The sequence below is a fragment of the Roseovarius nitratireducens genome, assembly GCF_002925845.1.
Taxonomy (GTDB): domain Bacteria; phylum Pseudomonadota; class Alphaproteobacteria; order Rhodobacterales; family Rhodobacteraceae; genus Roseovarius; species Roseovarius nitratireducens.
In genome coordinates, this window is the sequence record NZ_PDNI01000058.1 from 341436 (window position 1) to 357508 (window position 16073).

At 65.0% G+C, this 16073-nt stretch carries 15 protein-coding genes; 7 read left to right on the plus strand and 8 right to left on the minus strand.

Going from position 1 to position 16073, the window contains the following annotated elements; genetic code table 11:
- Positions 1-41 precede the first annotated feature (41 nt).
- Positions 42-551, plus strand: coding sequence for a shikimate kinase (locus tag CRJ03_RS11715; protein WP_104019191.1), 510 nt, complete (start codon positions 42-44; stop codon positions 549-551).
- A complete protein-coding gene (gene aroB, locus CRJ03_RS11720) occupies positions 548-1672 on the plus strand; it encodes a 3-dehydroquinate synthase (RefSeq protein WP_104019040.1) in 1125 nt (374 codons plus the stop codon). Before CRJ03_RS11715 ends, aroB begins: the two co-directional genes overlap by 4 nt.
- 47 nt (positions 1673-1719) lie before the next feature.
- Here aroB and arsB read toward each other — a convergent pair whose 3' ends face one another.
- On the minus strand, positions 1720-2775 hold the full coding sequence (gene arsB / locus CRJ03_RS11725; RefSeq protein ID WP_104019041.1) for an ACR3 family arsenite efflux transporter: 1056 nt from the start codon (positions 2773-2775) through the stop codon (positions 1720-1722).
- 129 nt (positions 2776-2904) lie between these two features.
- A complete protein-coding gene (tyrS, locus tag CRJ03_RS11730; protein WP_104019042.1) occupies positions 2905-4224 on the minus strand; it encodes a tyrosine--tRNA ligase in 1320 nt (439 codons plus the stop codon).
- Between the two features lie 63 nt (positions 4225-4287).
- Between tyrS and CRJ03_RS11735 the strand changes: the two genes are divergently transcribed.
- From CRJ03_RS11735 to CRJ03_RS11750, 4 genes are all read left to right on the plus strand, one after another.
- Positions 4288-5406, plus strand: a complete 1119-nt coding sequence (locus CRJ03_RS11735) for an anhydro-N-acetylmuramic acid kinase (protein ID WP_104019043.1) — start codon at positions 4288-4290, stop codon at positions 5404-5406.
- Positions 5390-6127 carry a maleate cis-trans isomerase family protein gene (locus CRJ03_RS11740; RefSeq protein WP_104019044.1) on the plus strand — a complete coding sequence of 246 codons (738 nt, stop codon included), beginning with the start codon at positions 5390-5392 and terminating at the stop codon, positions 6125-6127. The genes CRJ03_RS11735 and CRJ03_RS11740 overlap by 17 nt, the downstream gene beginning before the upstream one ends.
- Positions 6128-6362: 235 nt before the next feature.
- Positions 6363-7502 carry a trans-sulfuration enzyme family protein gene (locus CRJ03_RS11745; RefSeq protein WP_104019045.1) on the plus strand — a complete coding sequence of 380 codons (1140 nt, stop codon included), beginning with the start codon at positions 6363-6365 and terminating at the stop codon, positions 7500-7502.
- Between the two features lie 124 nt (positions 7503-7626).
- A complete protein-coding gene (locus CRJ03_RS11750; RefSeq protein WP_104019046.1) occupies positions 7627-9387 on the plus strand; it encodes an AAA family ATPase in 1761 nt (586 codons plus the stop codon).
- A gap of 6 nt (positions 9388-9393) precedes the next feature.
- On the opposite strand, the gene CRJ03_RS11755 is transcribed toward CRJ03_RS11750, so the two are convergent.
- The 6 genes from CRJ03_RS11755 to CRJ03_RS11780 all read right to left on the minus strand — a co-directional run bounded on the left by CRJ03_RS11755 (position 9394) and on the right by CRJ03_RS11780 (position 15743).
- On the minus strand, positions 9394-10875 hold the full coding sequence (locus CRJ03_RS11755) for an ABC transporter substrate-binding protein (RefSeq protein ID WP_104019047.1): 1482 nt from the start codon (positions 10873-10875) through the stop codon (positions 9394-9396).
- A gap of 78 nt (positions 10876-10953) precedes the next feature.
- Positions 10954-11274: an H-NS histone family protein gene (locus tag CRJ03_RS11760; protein ID WP_104019048.1), complete on the minus strand. Its 321-nt coding sequence runs from the start codon at positions 11272-11274 to the stop codon at positions 10954-10956.
- A 209-nt stretch (positions 11275-11483) separates the two neighbouring features.
- Entirely contained in the window at positions 11484-13067 is a 1584-nt protein-coding gene (gene pgi / locus CRJ03_RS11765) for a glucose-6-phosphate isomerase (RefSeq protein WP_104019049.1), read from the minus strand.
- Positions 13068-13072: 5 nt separating this feature from the next.
- A complete protein-coding gene (gene pgl, locus CRJ03_RS11770) occupies positions 13073-13753 on the minus strand; it encodes a 6-phosphogluconolactonase (RefSeq protein WP_104019050.1) in 681 nt (226 codons plus the stop codon).
- Positions 13750-15204, minus strand: coding sequence for a glucose-6-phosphate dehydrogenase (gene zwf / locus CRJ03_RS11775; protein ID WP_104019051.1), 1455 nt, complete (start codon positions 15202-15204; stop codon positions 13750-13752). Before zwf ends, pgl begins: the two co-directional genes overlap by 4 nt.
- Before the next feature lie 71 nt (positions 15205-15275).
- Positions 15276-15743: an Lrp/AsnC family transcriptional regulator gene (locus CRJ03_RS11780; RefSeq protein WP_104019192.1), complete on the minus strand. Its 468-nt coding sequence runs from the start codon at positions 15741-15743 to the stop codon at positions 15276-15278.
- A 120-nt stretch (positions 15744-15863) separates the two neighbouring features.
- On the opposite strand from CRJ03_RS11780, the gene CRJ03_RS11785 reads away from it, so the two are divergent.
- The gene (locus CRJ03_RS11785) at positions 15864-16070 is read left to right on the plus strand and encodes a DUF6356 family protein (protein WP_104019052.1); all 207 of its coding nucleotides are present in this window, start codon (positions 15864-15866) and stop codon (positions 16068-16070) included.
- The last annotated feature ends 3 nt before the right edge of the window (positions 16071-16073 follow it).

Consider the following 16073-nt stretch of genomic DNA (forward strand, 5'->3'; position numbering starts at 1 on the left):
GCAAGCGTTGGAAACTGAAGAAAACAATCGTGCTCGTCGGCATGATGGGCGCGGGCAAGACCGCCGTGGGGCGCGCGCTCGCGGCCCGGTTGGGGGTGCCGTTTCTTGATTCCGATGTCGAGATCGAGAAGGCAGCCAATATGACAATTGCCGAGATATTTCAAAGAGATGGAGAGCAATTCTTCCGCGCGAGAGAGAGCGAGGTGATCGACCGGTTGCTCGATGCGACGCCGGCGATCCTGTCGGTCGGCGGCGGCGCATTTCTCGCGCAACGCAACCGTGAAACGATCGCGCGCAAGGGGCTTTCGGTGTGGCTGGATGCCGGGCTCGATCTCTTGTGGTCACGGGTAAAAGGCAAGAATACCAGACCCTTGCTGCGCACAGCTCATCCACGCGAGACGCTGCGCGAGCTTTACGAGGCGCGCGTACCGCTCTACGCGCTGGCGGATGTGCGAGTAGAGGCACATCGCGACTACGCGATCGACGACATGGCCGCGCAGGTCGAGGCGGCGCTGGCCGCGCGACCGGATATTCTGGAGGAGGTGAAATGATCGAAACCGTGCATGTGCCGCTGGGTGAGCGGGCCTATGACGTGGTAATCGGGCCGGGGCTGCTCGGCGCGGCGGGCGCACGCATCGGGCCGCTGTTGCAGCGCCCGCACGTGGCCGTGGTGAGCGACGAGACGGTGGCGGGAGCGCATTGGGAAACACTCCGTAAAGGACTGGAAAAAAACGAAATAACCGCTGACTATCTAACCCTGCCACCGGGTGAGGCGACGAAATCCTGGCCGCACCTGGAGCGCGTCGTCGAGTGGCTTCTGGAGCAGCGGATCGAACGCGGCGACGTGGTCGTGGCGTTCGGCGGCGGGGTGATCGGCGACCTTGTCGGCTTTGCCGCCGCGATCCTGCGGCGGGGGGTGCGGTTCGTGCAGGTGCCGACGAGCCTGCTGGCGCAGGTGGATAGCTCGGTTGGGGGGAAGACAGGGATCAACTCGCCGAGGGGCAAGAACCTGATCGGGGCGTTCCATCAGCCGAGCCTCGTGCTGGCGGATACGGAGGTGCTGGGCACGCTGACGCCGCGCGATTACCGGGCGGGATATGGCGAGGTCGTGAAATACGGTCTGTTGGGAAACAGTGAATTCTTTCAATGGCTTGAAGGGCACGGCTCATCCGCCGCCGAGGGCGATATGGCGGCGCGCATCCATCTTGTGAAACGCTCGGTCGAGATGAAGGCAGGCATCGTCAGCCGCGACGAGACCGAGCAGGGTGAGCGGGCCTTGCTCAACTTGGGCCATACATTTTGTCATGCATTGGAGGCAGCGACACAATATGATGGGGCACGATTGCTGCATGGTGAGGGCGTGGCGATCGGTTGCGCGCTGGCGTTCGAGTTGTCTGCGCGGCTGGGGCTGTGCGCGCAGGAGGAGCCGAGCCGCGTGCGCGCCCATCTTCGCGACATGAAGATGAAGGCGGACCTGTCTGATATTCCAGGAAAATTGCCGGATGCCGAGGGGCTGCTGTCGCTGATGGCGCAGGACAAGAAGGTGGTGGATGGCACCCTGCGTTTCATCCTCGCGCGCGGCATCGGCGACGCCTTCATCACGGGGGACGTGCCGCCCGAGGCGGTGCGAAAGGTGCTGGACGACGCGCTGGCGGGCCGCGCGAACCTGTAGGTTCAGGACGCGAACCGCAAGGTTCGCGGCGGGCGGCGCGCGGTGCGTCAGGCGGCTGGAAACCAGTGGCGCGTGCGGTTGGCGAAGGCCACGAGCGAGAGCATCACCGGCACCTCGACCAGAACGCCCACCACGGTGGCGAGCGCCGCGCCGGAGCCGAGGCCGAACAGGCTGATCGCGACGGCGACCGCGAGTTCGAAGAAATTCGACGTGCCGATGAGCGCGCAAGGCGCGGCGACGTTGAAGGGCACGCGCCACGCCCGGGCGAGGCCGTAGGCTATGATGAAGATCCCGTAGCTCTGCAACAGCAGCGGCACGGCGATGAGGGCGATCACCAGCGGCGTGTCGATAATCACCCGCCCCTGGAAGCCGAAGAGCAGCACCACCGTGACCAGCAAGCCGAGAATGGTGATCGGCTTGACGCGGGCGCGGAATGCGTCGACCGCGGCCGCGCCCCCCTGCCGCATCAGGCGGGTGCGCGTCGCGATTCCGGCGGTGAGCGGGATGAGAATGTAGAGCAGGACCGACAGCAGCAGCGTCTCCCACGGCACGGCGATGTCGGTCACGCCCAGCAGCAGCGCCACGATGGGCGCGAAGGCGAACACCATGATGACGTCGTTCACGCTGACCTGCACGAGGGTATAGGTGGCGTCGCCGCGGGTGAGCTGTGACCAGACGAAGACCATCGCGGTGCAGGGTGCGGCCCCGAGCAGGATCAGCCCCGCGAGATAGCCCTGCGCGTCCTCGGGCGGGATCAGCCCGGCGAAGACGTGGTTGAAGAACAGCACGCCAAGCGCGGCCATGGTGAAAGGCTTGATAAGCCAGTTGACCGTCAGCGTGATGACGAGGCCCTTGGGCCGCTCGCCCACCTGCCGCAGCGCGCCGAAATCGACGCCCACCATCATCGGAAAGACCATCGCCCAGATGAGCAGCGCCACGGGCAGGTTGACGCGGGCGATCTCGGCGCTGGCGAGGGTCTGGAAGACGCCCGGCAGGAGATTGCCCAGCAACAGCCCCGCGCCCATGGCCAGCGCCACCCAGAGCGAGAGCCAGCGCTCGAACGTGCCCATCCCGCCGGGGGCGTCTGCGGTGTGATCGGTCATGGCGGGAGGGATAGGCTGCTGTCCCGGGGGGTGCAAGCGGGGTTTCGTGAAGGTACCGTGACGGGGGTCGAAGTCTTGAAAAGACTTCGGGCCGATTTCTTTTGAAGAAATCGGGGTGGGGCGGGCGGATCAGTCGGTGAGTTTCACAAGGGCGTGGCGCTTGCGGCCCGCCGAGAGCTTGAACGCCTCATTGAGCGTTCTATCCCAGACTACCAGATTATTTGTTGCCACGAGACGCGCTCTCAGTTCTCCATCGCTCTTCTGGTATATTTCATATCGAGAACCCGCGTCGGTGAGCAGCGCGTCGTCGAGCCGCGCGCCGTTCTCGGCGATGAGGCGCTTGGCCTCCTTGCCGGATTTGGCGAGGCCGGCGCGCACGATGAGTTGCACCACCGAAATGCCATCCGCCACCTCGGCGCGGCTCAGGTCGAGCGTGGGCAGGTCATCGCCGACGCCGCCCTTCTCGAACACCTCGCGGGCGGTGGCCTCGGCGGCCTGCGCGGCCTCGGCCCCGTGCAGCAGCGTTGTCACCTCGTTGGCCAGGATGATCTTGGCCTCGTTGATCTCTGACCCCGCGAGCGCGCCCAAGCGGTTGCACTCGTCGAGGGACAATTCGGTGTAGAGCCGCAGGAAGCGGCCCACGTCGGCGTCCATCGTGTTGCGCCAGAATTGCCAGAACTGGTACGGGCTGCACATTTCGGAATCGAGCCAGATCGCGCCATCGGCGGATTTGCCCATCTTGCGCCCGTCGGCGGTGGTCAAGAGCGGCGAGGTGAGGCCGTAGATCTCGTGGTCGAGGACGCGGCGCGTGAGGTCGATCCCGTTGACGATGTTGCCCCACTGGTCCGAGCCGCCCATCTGCAACACGCAGCCATAGCGGCGGTTGAGTTCGAGAAAGTCATACGCCTGCAGGATCATGTAGTTGAATTCGAGGAAGGACAGCGATTGCTCTCGGTCGAGGCGCGATTTCACCGATTCAAAGGCCAGCATCCGGTTGACCGAGAAATGCCGCCCGATGTCGCGCAGGAACTCGATGTATTTCAGCCCGTCGAGCCATTCGGCATTGTCGAGCATGAGCGCATCTGTGGGGCCGTCGCCATAGGTGATGTAGGCGGCGAAAACCCGCTGGATGCCGTCGATATTGGCCTGGATCGCGGCATCGTCCAAGAGCGGGCGCTCATCCGCGCGGAACGAGGGATCGCCCACCTTGGTGGTGCCGCCGCCCATCAGCGTGAGCGGCTTGTGCCCGGTCTTTTGCAGCCAGCGCAGCATCATGATCTGGATGAGCGAGCCCACGTGCAGCGACCGCGCGGTGGCATCAAACCCGATATAGGCGGGCACCACGCCCGCGCTGAGCGCCTCGTCCAGCCCCTGGTAATCGGTGCAATCCGCGAGAAAGCCGCGCTCGATCATCACGCGCATGAAATCGGATTTCGGGTGGTAGGTCATGGCGCTTGTCCCGCTTTGATTTGCGCGGCATGTATAGGCAGTCGTGGGGCGAAGGAAAAGGCCATGTTGAAGGCGGGGCGCATCCGGGCGCTTGGGGCGATGTCGGGCACCTCTCTGGACGGGGTGGACGCCGCCATGATCGAGACCGATGGCGAGCTGATCCACGGCTTTGGCCCGGTGGGCTACCGGCCCTACTCGGACACTGAGCGCGCGGTGTTGCGCCGCGCACTCGGGCAGTGGGCGGGGCCGGAGGTCGAGGCCGCCGCGCGCGTGGTGGAGGACGCGCATGCGGAGTTGTTGCGCGGCTTTGACGGGGTCGCGCTGGTGGGGTTTCACGGGCAGACGCTGGCGCACGAGCCGCGCGGGCGCGGCACCCATCAGGCGGGGGACGGTGCGCGGCTGGCGGAGATTCTGGGCCTGCCGGTGGTGTGGGATTTCCGCAGTGCCGATGTGCGGTTCGGCGGCGAGGGCGCGCCGCTGGCACCGTTCTACCATTTCGCCTGCGCGAAATGGATCGGGGCCGAGGCACCGCTGGCGTTTCTCAACCTCGGGGGGGTGGGCAACCTGACCTGGGTCGATCCGCGCTGTGCGCGGCCCGAGGAGGAGGGCGCGCTGCTGGCCTTTGACACCGGGCCGGCGAACGCGCCGATCAACGACCTGGTGCAGGCGCGGCTGGGGGCCGAGTGCGACCGCGACGGCGCGCTGGCGCGGCGGGGCAGCGTGGCGCAGGGGGCGCTGGAGATGTTCCTCGACGAGCCCTGGTTCCTGCGGATGCCGCCCAAATCGCTTGACCGCGACGCGTTTGCCGCGATGGTGGCGCTGGTGGGCGAATTGCCCGATGCCGACGCGGCGGCGACGCTGACGGCGATGGCGGTGTCGGCGGTGATGCGCGGGATGGAGCATTGCCCGGTGCCACCCGCGCGTGTTCTGGTGACCGGGGGCGGGCGCAAGAACCCGGTGATGATGGAGATGCTGCGCGCCTCGCTGGATTGCCCGGTGGTGCCGGTCGAGGAGGCGGGGCTCGATGGTGATATGCTGGAGGCGCAGGCATTCGCGCATCTGGCGGTGCGGGTGGCGCGGGGGTTGCCCACGTCCTGCCCGGGGACCACGGGCGTGCGCGCCGCCGTTTCGGGCGGCACGCTGAGCCGGGCGGAAGGAGGGGCAGATGGATTACGCGCTTGACGAGGGGCCGGGGGGCGGGCTGCGGCTGGGCCTGATCGTGCTGAGCGTGGATACGGGGCTGGAATGGGAGGCGCGGTCGGTGTTCGCGGGCCGCGCGGCGCATGTGATGCACAGCCGTATCCCGGCGCGCGACCATGTCACGCCCGACGACCTCGCGCATATGGCGCCGGAGCTGACGCGCAGCGCGGCGTTATTGCCGCCGGGGCTGGGGGCGGTGGGGTATGGCTGCACCTCCGGCGCGACGGTGATCGGGCCTGCGGAGGTGGCGGCGCGCGTGGGCGAGGCGCATCCCGGAACGCCGGTGACCGATCCGCTGAGCGCGGTGATCGCGGCGCTGGGGGTGCTGGGGGTGGACCGCATCGGCATGGTCACGCCCTACCTGCCGGAGGTGGTGGCACCCATGCAGGCGGCGCTGGGCGCGGCGGGGATCGAGGCGGTGGCCTCGGAAAGCTTTGGCGAGAGCGACGACCGGATCGTGGGGCGTATCCCCGAGGCGGCCACGTTGCGCGGGATGCTGGACGTCGGCGCGCGACCCGGGGTAGAGGCGGTGTTCACCTCGTGCACCAACCTGCGTAGCATGGCGGTGATCGACGAGGCGGAGGCGGCATTGGGCAAGCCGGTGGTGACCTCGAACCAGGCGATGTTCTGGCATATGCTGCGGCTGGCGGGCGCGGGCGAGCGGGCGCGGGGCTGGGGGCCGGGGCGGCTGTTTGCGGTGTGAAAGAGTGCGGCATGATGTGCTGTTGTGCCGAGGGCAGCGCCTGCCTGGGCGGGCGCGTGGGCGTAACCGTGCCAGCGGCGATGCGGTCAAGTAATGCGCGGCGTTGCTACCTGGTGTAACGTCTGGAGCGCCTGCCGGGGGGCAGGCAGGCGCTGCCCGGCGGTGCCGCCGGGCGGGGGATAGCGGCGCTGGTGCGCATTGAAAGACAACGAACAAGAAAAGGACGAAAACGGCCATGAAGGATAGCAAATTGAGCCCCGCCACCATCGCGGCGCAGGCAGGCGGCGCGGTGGATGCGCAGACCGGCGGCGTGGTGCCGGGGATCAGCCTTGCCACCACCTACCTGCGCGGCGCCGACAACGCGCTGTTGCGCCCCGACAACACCTATGGCCGGGACCAGAACGACACCGTGCGGCAGGCCGAGGAGGTGGTGCGCGCGCTGGAAGGGGCGGCGGCGAGCCTGCTGTTTCCCAGCGGCATGGCGGCGGTGGCGGCGGTGTTCCGGGCGCTGCCCTCGGGCGCGCGGGTGGTGATGCAGAACGGCATCTACTGGGGCACGCTGAAATGGGTGCGCGCGTATTGCGTGCGCCGGGCGATCATATTGGACGAGGTGGACGCGTCGGACACGCACGCGCTGGCCAATGCGTGCCGGTCGTCGGCGGACATGGTGTGGATCGAGACGCCGTCGAACCCGTGGCTGAAGACCGTGGATATCGCCGCAGCCGCCGGGATGGCGCACAAGGCGGGCGCGGTGCTGGTGGTCGATGGCACGGCGGCGACGCCGGTGCTGACCCGCGCGCTGGACCTCGGGGCCGACCTGTCGATGCATTCGGCGACCAAGGCGCTGGGGGGGCATTCGGATGTTTTGGGCGGCGTGCTGTCGTGCCGTGACCCCAAGCTGGCGATGTGGGCCGAGATCGCCACCGACCGGCATGACGCAGGGTCAATCATCGGGCCGTTCGAGGCGTGGCTGTTGATGCGGGGGATGCGGACATTGCCGCTGCGGGTGGAGCGGATGTGCGCCAACGCGATGGCGGTGGCAGAGTACCTGGCGGCGCATGAGGGGGTGGCGGCGGTGCTATATCCGGGGCTGGCGGAGCATACGGGGCACGACGTCGCCGCGCGGCAGATGAATGGGGGGTACGGGTACCTGCTGTCATTCATGGTGAAGGGCGACCGCGCGCGCGCGCTGGAGGTGCTGGGGCGGCTGCGGCTGTTTCACCGGGCGACGTCGCTGGGCGGCGTCGAGAGCCTCGCCGAGCACCGCGCCAGCATCGAGCCGCATTCGGGCATCCCGGAGACGCTGATCCGGCTGTCGGTGGGGATCGAGGATGCGGGGGATTTGATCAGGGATTTGGAGGGGGCGTTGGGGTGAGGGGGGGGCGCCTTATAAATGCTAAAGCCTGATCTTTCGATAAGCATTGGTGGGAAGTAAAGCCTTGGTTTCCTGTCAGAAAATAAGTAGCCTCTCTTAAGCGGTGTTCGCAGAAGAGGTACGAATGACAATCTTCCTGGAAGGAATAGCGGCGCAGTTTTATCGTGGAATTGGACATCAAACGCAGTACATTGCGCCATTTTCACGTATGAACTTCTTTATTGGTGCGAACAATGCAGGAAAGTCTATCGTACTCAATCTGATCGCCAGCAGGGTGGCTGCTTTGAAACACGAGACACCTAAGGGAAAACTTGAACGCACAGAGTACTATCGAGGCGAAAAAAGCGGAAAATTTATCTTAGCAATTGGGCGTGAAATCGAAGCCGTTGTAAGGAAATGTACTGAAAGGGCGAATACTCACGTTTATCAAACAAGAAGCAGATCACGACAAACCTTTGAAGATGAGTTGCGAGCTGTTTGTCGCGAACTTTCAATTGATGATATGATTTGGGTCGTTAAGGATGGGAGTCACGCGAGTTTATATAATCAGCCAGAAAAATCTGAAACTGCGGAACGTTGGGTGACAGATTGGCAGGCATTTTGGAACGTATTTTTTCCAGGGTCGAGCGGAGGTAGCTTCAAGCAGCATTGGTTTCCAGACACACTAAAAGTGATTGCCAATGAAATATTTCCAAGCATTCCAAATATTCATTTAATTCCCGCCAAACGTGTTTTTGGGAAGTCAGGTGAAGAATTTGACGATTTAAGCGGGAAAGGCCTTTTAAACCACCTTCAGCAACTTCAAAATCCTGATTTTGACAAACGTGATGATGAACAAAAGTTCTTGAGAATAAACGAATTTTTACAATCAGTCACTGATAAGCCAGATGCACGATTGGAGGTTCCAAGCAATCTCGCTCATTTACTTGTTCACATGGACAACAAAGTTCTTCCATTATCTGCATTGGGAACAGGAATCCACGAGGTGGTCCTTATTGCGGCATTCTGCACTATACACGATGAAAGTGTAATGTGTATTGAGGAACCTGAAATTCACCTTCATCCTATACTGCAACGAAAGCTTGTCCGCTATCTCCTAGCGAATACAAGAAGTCAGTATTTTATAGCAACGCACTCTGCAGGATTTATTGATACACCCGATGCGAACATATTCCATGTTCATAACGATGGAGTTCAAACCTACGTTCGGCCGGCGTTAACTAAAGAATCGCAACGTGAGATGTTAGATGATCTTGGGTATCAAGCATCAGATATTTTGCAGACCAACGCGGTAGTTTGGGTCGAGGGGCCCTCCGATCGAATATATATCAATCATTGGATAAACTTTGTGGATGCCGATTTGGTAGAGGGTATCCACTACACCATACTGTTCTATGGGGGTGCGTTGCTCGCACACCTTTCTACGTCAGACGGGGCCGTAAGTGACTTCATTAAGCTCCATGACATAAATCGGCATATGGCGATTATAATGGATAGTGATAAGTCTAACGATGACTCAGAATTGAAGCCACACGTTCAGAGGATCATTGATGAATTTCAGGACAAGAGTGGCTTAATCTGGGTGACTTCGGGTCGCGAGATCGAAAACTATTTAAATGGCCGTAAGTTGCAGGAAGCTTTGAAAGCTATACATTCTCGCATATATGATTCGCCTTGCAAAACTGGTCCTTATGACCACGCATTCTATTTCATGAGACAGAGAGAAAATGGGCGCCGGGAGACTTACAAACACGGAGACAAAGTGGCTTTGGCAAAGCTTCTTTGCGAGCAACCGCCTGATTTAGATATCCTAGACTTGCGCGAACGTGTTGAGGATCTGACCGCAATGATCCGCAAGGCTAATGGTCTCGAATCAAAGCAATAGCCCCCCTCAATCCACCACCGACACCAGGTGCCACCTCAGCGCATCGTTCTGCACCGGGTCAAAGTGCGTGACGCGGTTGGATAGCACCACCAGTTGGGTGACGTGGAAGGGGATGAGGGTGCCGGAGTTCTCTGTCAGGCGGCGCTGCGCCCGGTGATAAAGCGCGCGGCGTTTGTCGAAATCGAGCTCGGCGCGGGCGGCCTCCAACAGACGGTCGAATTTGGGGTCGTTGTAGTGGCTCTCGTTCCATTTGGCCGAGGAATGGAACGCCTCGTTGAGCACCTGGTCGGCGGGGCGGGCGCCCCAGGCGGTGGCAAAGGCGGGTTTCTTCATCCAGACATTGGACCAGTAGCCATCGGCGGCGGCGTTGTCGAGCGTGACGCGGATGCCCGCGGCGGCGGCCTGTTCCTGGAACGCGACGCCCAGCACCGGCCAGCTCGGGTCCAGCGACGAGACGTGGATATTGACGTCAATGCCGTCGGGGTATCCGGCCTCGGCCAGCAATTCGCGGGCGCGCTCGGGGTCGGGCGGGCAGGACATGGTCAGGCGGTACTGATCATTGGGGGCGACGGGCGTGTCGCAGGAGGGCACGCCGCCACCGTCGAGGGCGAGGGCGAGCATTTCCTCGCGGTCCACCACCATGCGCAGGGCGCGGCGCACGCGGGCGTCATCGAACGGCGGGTAATCGGCGCGGAAGACGAGGCCCATCCAGTTGCCGGTGGGAATTTCCAGAAGCTGGTAGCGCAGGGATTTGTCGAGCGCGCGGCGCAGCACCGGGGCGATCCCACGCTCCATGTCGAGCTGGCCCGAGAGGAACGCCTGTAGCCGCGCCTGCGCATCCGGCACGCCGATCACCTCGATCCGCTCCAGCGCGGGGGGACCTTCCCAATACGCGTCATAGGCGGTGAGGACGGTGTTGCCGTCGGGGTCGAATTTCTCCACCCGGAAGGGCCCGGTGCCGATGCCGGTCTGGTCGACCGTGTCGCCCGATCCCTGCGGGATGATGCGCAGGCGGGGATCCATCAGTTGCAGCGGGAAATCGGCGAAGGTGGAGCTGAGCGCCATGCGCACGGTGTGCGGGCCGGTGGCCTCGACCGTTTGAATCATCTTGACGGCGGCGCGGGCGGGGCTTCCGTAATCGGGGTCGATGACGCGGGCGAGGGAGTAGACCACGTCATCCGCGTCGAGCGTGCTGCCGTCGTGAAAGCGCACGCCCTCGCGGATATGAAAGGTCCAGACGGTGCCGTCCTCGTTGGGATACCACCGGGTGGCGAGATCGGGCGCCGGGGTGCCGTCGCGCCCGGGACGGACGAGGCGGCTCTGGATCTTCTCGATGATCTGGAGGACGCGGCCCTTGGAGGCCGGGTCGAGGCTCGACTGTGCGCCGAAGCCCACGTTGTGGGCGTGGCGGAACGTGCCGCGCGGCTCTGCGAGGGCAGCGGTGGCGCAGAGGAGCGCGGCGAGGGCGAGGAAAGCGGGGCGCGTCATGTCACAAGTCTTGGCAAGCCGGGCCCGCCAAGGCAAATGTTTCGCGCATGCCCCGCGATCACGTTTCGACGCGCGGGCTCACCCGCGCTTGGCGATCAGCATGTCGTCGGGGCTATGGCCCGCGGCGATCGCCTCGGTGAACCAGCGCGGTTTGCGCCCGCGACCCGACCAGGTGAGGCGCGGATCCTCGGGGTGGCAGTATTTCGGGACCTTGGCGCCGGATTTGGACGATGGCGCCAGTTCGGCCAGCGAATAACCCAATTCATGGGCCATCGCCTCGAGCTTGGCGCGGGCCTCGGCCTTTTGCCGTTCCTCGTAGCTGTTGATGGCGCGCGCCACGTCTTTTTGCAATTGCCGCAGTTCCTTGAGGGAAAGCGTGTTGAGATCGGGATTGCCCATTCAGGTGCCTCTTTTTTCCAATAAGTGCCCAAAGATAGATTGCCTTTTACAGAACGGCAATTCCAAAGCGCAAGCCCCTTGGGGAGGAAATGGTGGAATTAAGCATTTTTCCCAAGAATAAACGCCATTTCATTTCTTCCTGGTTGAAATACTCGGGGGGAGTCGCGCATGGCGCGACGGGGCGGCGCACCCATGTCGTGGCAAGAAGATCAGCGCCGGTTCGCGCGCAGGAACGCAAGCAGCGCGCGCGTCGAGCCGTCCTTGGCCGACGCATCCGCGCCGTCGATGAGCGGGGCCATCTCGGTGGCGAGCGCCTTGCCCAGTTCCACCCCCCATTGGTCGAAAGAGTTGATCCCGAGCGCCACCCCCTCGACGAACACCCGGTGCTCGTAGAGCGCGATGATCTGGCCCAGCCGGTGCGGCGTGAGCCGGTCGTAGACCAGCGTGGTGGAGGGGCGGTTGCCCGGAAACGCGCGGTGCGCGGCCTGCCGGTCGAGTTCCGCGCCGGTGAGCCCGGCGGCGCGCAGCATTTCGCGCGCCTCGGCCTCACTGCGCCCGCGCATCAGCGCCTCGGATTGCGCGAGGCAATTGGCCACCAGAAGCCGGTGGTGATGGGCGAGGGCGGGTTCGTGCCCCTCGGCGGCCACCATGAATTCGCAGGGGACCACCTGCGTGCCCTGGTGAATGAGCTGGTAGAAGGCGTGCTGTCCGCCGGTGCCCGGCTCGCCCCAGACGACCGGCCCGGTGGGCGCGGGCGGCGGGGCGCCCGACATGGTGACGCCCTTGCCGTTGGATTCCATCTCGAGTTGCTGGAGATAGGCGGGCAGCCGGGCGAGGCGCTGGTCGTAGGGCAGCACCGCGCGGGTGGCATGGCCGCAGCCCTGGTGGTGCCAGAGCCCGGTGAGCGCCAGCATCACCGGCATGTTGCGCGCGGGCGTCGCGGTGCGGAAATGGGCGTCCATCGCCGCCGCCCCGGCGAGGAATTCCTCGAACCGGTGCGGCCCGATGGCGATCATCAGCGCGAGGCCCACCGGCCCCCAGACCGAGTAGCGCCCGCCCACGTAATCGCCGAAGCCGAACACGCGGGCCGGGTCGATCCCCCATTTCGCGGTCTTGTCGGTGGCCGAGGAGACGGCGGCCATCTGCGCGCCCGCGTCGCACCCGCGGGAGACGAGCCAGTCGCGGGCGGTGGCGGCGTTGGTCATCGTCTCGACGGTGGTGAAGGTCTTGGAGGCGACGATGAACAGCGTGCGCGCCGGGTCGAGCGCGTGAAGCGTATCGGCGATGTCGGCCCCGTCGACGTTGGAAACGAAATGGCAGCGCGGCCCGTCATGGTAGGGGCTGAGCGCGCGGGTGGCCATCTCGGGGCCGAGATGCGAGCCGCCGATGCCGATATTGACCACGTCCCGCCAGCCATCCGCGCGCACCTGATCGGCAAAATCCGCCATGCGGGCGCGGGTGGCGCGGATATCGGACAGGATGTCGGTGCCCGCGAGGGTAAGTGCCTCGGAGGTGAGATCGCGCAGCGCGGTGTGCAGCACGGCGCGGTGCTCGGTCTCGTTGACGGGCTGTCCCGCGAACATCGCGGCGCGGCGCGCGGCCAGCCCCTGCGCGTCGATGAGCCCGAGCAGCGTGTCGCGGTCTGCCGATGTCATCGTGGTCTTGGAACAGTCGAGAAGCATTCCGTCGGCGGCCACCGAGAAGGTCGCGGCGCGATCCGGGTCGGTGGCGAAAAGATCGGTGATCCGGCGGGATTGGGCGGCGTGCGCCGCCGCTCTCACCTCGTCCCACATGGGCCTCAGTCCTCCGGCGCCCAATGGACCGTTGCGCCATCGAGCACGGCGGCAACGGGGGCCTCGATGGGGCGCAGGTGGCGCGCGCGCTTGATCGCGCGGTGCTTTTTCTCGCCGGTAATGGCGACATGGGTGTTGATCGCGCCCGTCAGCACCCGCGCGGTGAGGGTGACGCGGGGCTCTTCCTCGCCGCGCACGCGGATCGGGGCGAGGATCGGAGCGTCATCCGGGTCGAGCGCGGCCTCGAGCCCGTCGGCGCCGGGGATGAGCGAGGCGGTGTGCATGTCCGCGCCCATGCCCAGCAGGCAGATGTCGATGGGCAGGGCCGGGGCGATGTTGGATTCCAGTTCCGCAAGCACCGCCTCGGGCGTGTCGGCGCGGGCGTAGAGCGGCAGGTAGCGCGCCGCCGCCGCGCGCCCGGTCAGCAGGCGCGCGCGAATGAGCCGCGTGTTGGAGCGGATATGAAGCTCGGGCCGCCAGCGTTCGTCCGACAAGAGCACGTCCACGCGATCCCATTCGAGGTCGGTATCGCAGAGTGCGTCGAATATGGGCCCTGGCGTGGTGCCGCCTGGCACCACGAACAGCACGCGGTCCTTGTGGTCGAGCGCGGTGCGCAATTCGCCGGCCAGCAGGTTGGCGAGATCGAGCGCCATCATTTCGGCATCTGCGTATTCGGTCAGGTTCATGGTCTTATCTCCCGCCAGCGCCGCCCGTCGCGGTGCATGAGCATCAGGGCATCCTCGGGTCCCGCCGAGCCGGTGGCGTAGGCCAGGGGGGCCTCGCCGTCCGCGTCCCACCCGGCGATGATCGGGTCGGTCCAGGCCCAGGCCGCCTCGACCTCGTCGCCGCGCATGAACAGCGTCTGGTTGCCGCGGATCACGTCCATGATTAGCCGCTCGTAGGCGTCGGGGAAATCGGTCTCTTCCGGCCCCAGCGCCTCGGCGAAGGTCATGTCGAGGGGCACGTCGACAAGGCGCATGCCGCCCGGTCCCGGCTCCTTGATCGTCACGCCCAGTTCGATCCCCTCGTTGGGCTGGAGACGGATTATCAGGATGTTGCGGTGGCGCCCGGCCTCGGCCCCGAAGATCGAGTGCGGCGCGTCCTTGAACACCACCGCGATCTCGCTGGTGCGCGCGCGCAGCCGCTTGCCGGTGCGCAGGTAGAAGGGGGTGCCGGCCCACCGCCAGTTGGAGACATGCACCTTGAGCGCCACGAAGCTTTCGGTCGTGCTCTCGGCATTGCCGACCTGGTCGCGGTAGCCGGGCTGGTCGCCCTCACCCTCGTACTGTCCGCGCACCGCGTCGGCGCGCGCCACCGGCTCGAGGGCGCGGATGACCTTGAGCTTTTCGTCGCGCACCGAATCGGGGGCAAAGCGGGCGGGCGGCTCCATCGCGATGAGGCACAGGAGCTGCATCAGGTGGTTCTGGACCATGTCGCGCATGGTGCCGACGCGGTCGTAGTAATCGCCGCGCCCGCCCACGCCCACGCTCTCGGCCACGGTGATCTGGATGTGATCGACATACTGGCTGTTCCACAGCGGCTCGAACAGGACATTGCCGAAGCGGATCGCCATCAGGTTCTGCACCGTCTCCTTGCCGAGATAATGGTCGATCCGGTAGATGTGGCCCTCGTCGAAATACCGCGCGAGGGTGCGGTTGAGGGTGTGGGCGCTGTCGAGATCGTGGCCGAAGGGTTTTTCCACCACGATGCGGGCGCTGTCGTCGGCGAGCCCGTGGCGGTGCAGCCGCTCGGCGAGATCGCCGAACAGGCCGGGGGCCACGGAGAAATAGAAGGCACGGATGGGCCCCGCGCGCAGGCGCGCGGCGAGCGTCTCCCAGCCCTCGGTGCTGCGCGCGTCGAGTTTCACGTAGGCCAGCATGTCGAGAAAGGCATCGCGGCAGGCCGTGTCGGCGGCGGCCTCGGGGGCAAACTCGTCGAGGGCGTCGCGCACCAGGGCGCGATAGCTGTCGCTGTCCATCTCGCTGCGGGCGGCGCCGGTGAGCCGCGTATCGGCCCCGAACTGCCCGGCGACGAACCGGCGATAGAGCGCAGGCAGGATCTTGCGCCGCGCGAGATCGCCCGTGCCGCCGAAAATCACCAGGTCGAACGGATCGACCGGGATCACCCGAGAGGCCATGCTCCGATTCCCCTGATTGCCCGCGCGTGACCTTAGCACGGTTCTGCGCGGTCACAATGGCGGGCGGGTGTTCAGGCGTGGTTGAGCGGGAACTCGGTGGTGGCGCGGATTTCCTCCATCACGAAGCTGGCCGAGACGTCGCCCATCGGCACCCGCGCGATGAGCGCGCGGTAGAGCCGGTCGTAATCGGCCATGTCGGCCACCTGCGCGCGGATCAGGTAATCGAGATCGCCGCTCATGCGCCAGACGCCCTGCACCTGCGGCAGCGTGCCGATGGTGCGGGCGAAGGTGTCGAGCCAGGCGGCGTCATGGGCGCCGGCGCGGCACTGCATGAACACGGTGAGCGGCAGGCCGATGCGTGCGGGATCGAGCAGCGCCACGCGGGCGCGGATCACGCCGGCGGATTCGAGCGCACGGACACGCCGCCAGCAGGCATTGCGCGACAGCCCGACCCTTGCGCCCAGCGCGTCGAGGGCGAGGCTCGCGTCGCGCTGCAATTCGGTGAGTATCCGTCGGTCGATATCGTCAATGATGCTCATGATCTGGATGATACTGTGGAAATATTCCCAAGGAAAGTGATCAGGGAAGGAAAAATGGGACAATGTCACCCTGCTGTCGCGTTACCCTGTCCGCAAAACCCGAACAGGAGGACAGATGTAATGCTGAGCAGGCTCTTTCTCGATCATCCGCGCAGTGTGGATGAGAGCTATACCGAACATGCCGCCTTTGCCGGGTGGTTCGCGCTGCGGCTGTTCGCGGCCGGGGGCGCGGCGTTGATCCACGCGATCATCCCTTGCGTTTTCGAGCGGACGGCAAGCCGGATGATCGCGGAGATGCACGCGAAAACGCAAAACCGGGGGCGCTGAGGG

Excerpts from the sequence above, each read along its gene's own strand:
- CRJ03_RS11735 (WP_104019043.1), top strand. The coding sequence starts at position 4,288 with ATGTTGAAGGCGGGGCGCATCCGGGCGCTTGGGGCGATGTCGGGCACC.
- tyrS (WP_104019042.1), bottom strand. The coding sequence starts at position 4,224 with ATGACCTACCACCCGAAATCCGATTTCATGCGCGTGATGATCGAGCGC.
- CRJ03_RS11760 (WP_104019048.1), bottom strand. The coding sequence starts at position 11,274 with ATGGGCAATCCCGATCTCAACACGCTTTCCCTCAAGGAACTGCGGCAA.
- CRJ03_RS11745 (WP_104019045.1), top strand. The coding sequence starts at position 6,363 with ATGAAGGATAGCAAATTGAGCCCCGCCACCATCGCGGCGCAGGCAGGC.
- CRJ03_RS11750 (WP_104019046.1), top strand. The coding sequence starts at position 7,627 with ATGACAATCTTCCTGGAAGGAATAGCGGCGCAGTTTTATCGTGGAATT.
- CRJ03_RS11740 (WP_104019044.1), top strand. The coding sequence starts at position 5,390 with ATGGATTACGCGCTTGACGAGGGGCCGGGGGGCGGGCTGCGGCTGGGC.
- pgl (WP_104019050.1), bottom strand. The coding sequence starts at position 13,753 with ATGAACCTGACCGAATACGCAGATGCCGAAATGATGGCGCTCGATCTC.
- CRJ03_RS11780 (WP_104019192.1), bottom strand. The coding sequence starts at position 15,743 with ATGAGCATCATTGACGATATCGACCGACGGATACTCACCGAATTGCAG.
- CRJ03_RS11755 (WP_104019047.1), bottom strand. The coding sequence starts at position 10,875 with ATGACGCGCCCCGCTTTCCTCGCCCTCGCCGCGCTCCTCTGCGCCACC.
- CRJ03_RS11715 (WP_104019191.1), top strand. The coding sequence starts at position 42 with ATGATGGGCGCGGGCAAGACCGCCGTGGGGCGCGCGCTCGCGGCCCGG.
- pgi (WP_104019049.1), bottom strand. The coding sequence starts at position 13,067 with ATGTGGGACGAGGTGAGAGCGGCGGCGCACGCCGCCCAATCCCGCCGG.
- CRJ03_RS11785 (WP_104019052.1), top strand. The coding sequence starts at position 15,864 with ATGCTGAGCAGGCTCTTTCTCGATCATCCGCGCAGTGTGGATGAGAGC.
- arsB (WP_104019041.1), bottom strand. The coding sequence starts at position 2,775 with ATGACCGATCACACCGCAGACGCCCCCGGCGGGATGGGCACGTTCGAG.
- zwf (WP_104019051.1), bottom strand. The coding sequence starts at position 15,204 with ATGGCCTCTCGGGTGATCCCGGTCGATCCGTTCGACCTGGTGATTTTC.
- aroB (WP_104019040.1), top strand. The coding sequence starts at position 548 with ATGATCGAAACCGTGCATGTGCCGCTGGGTGAGCGGGCCTATGACGTG.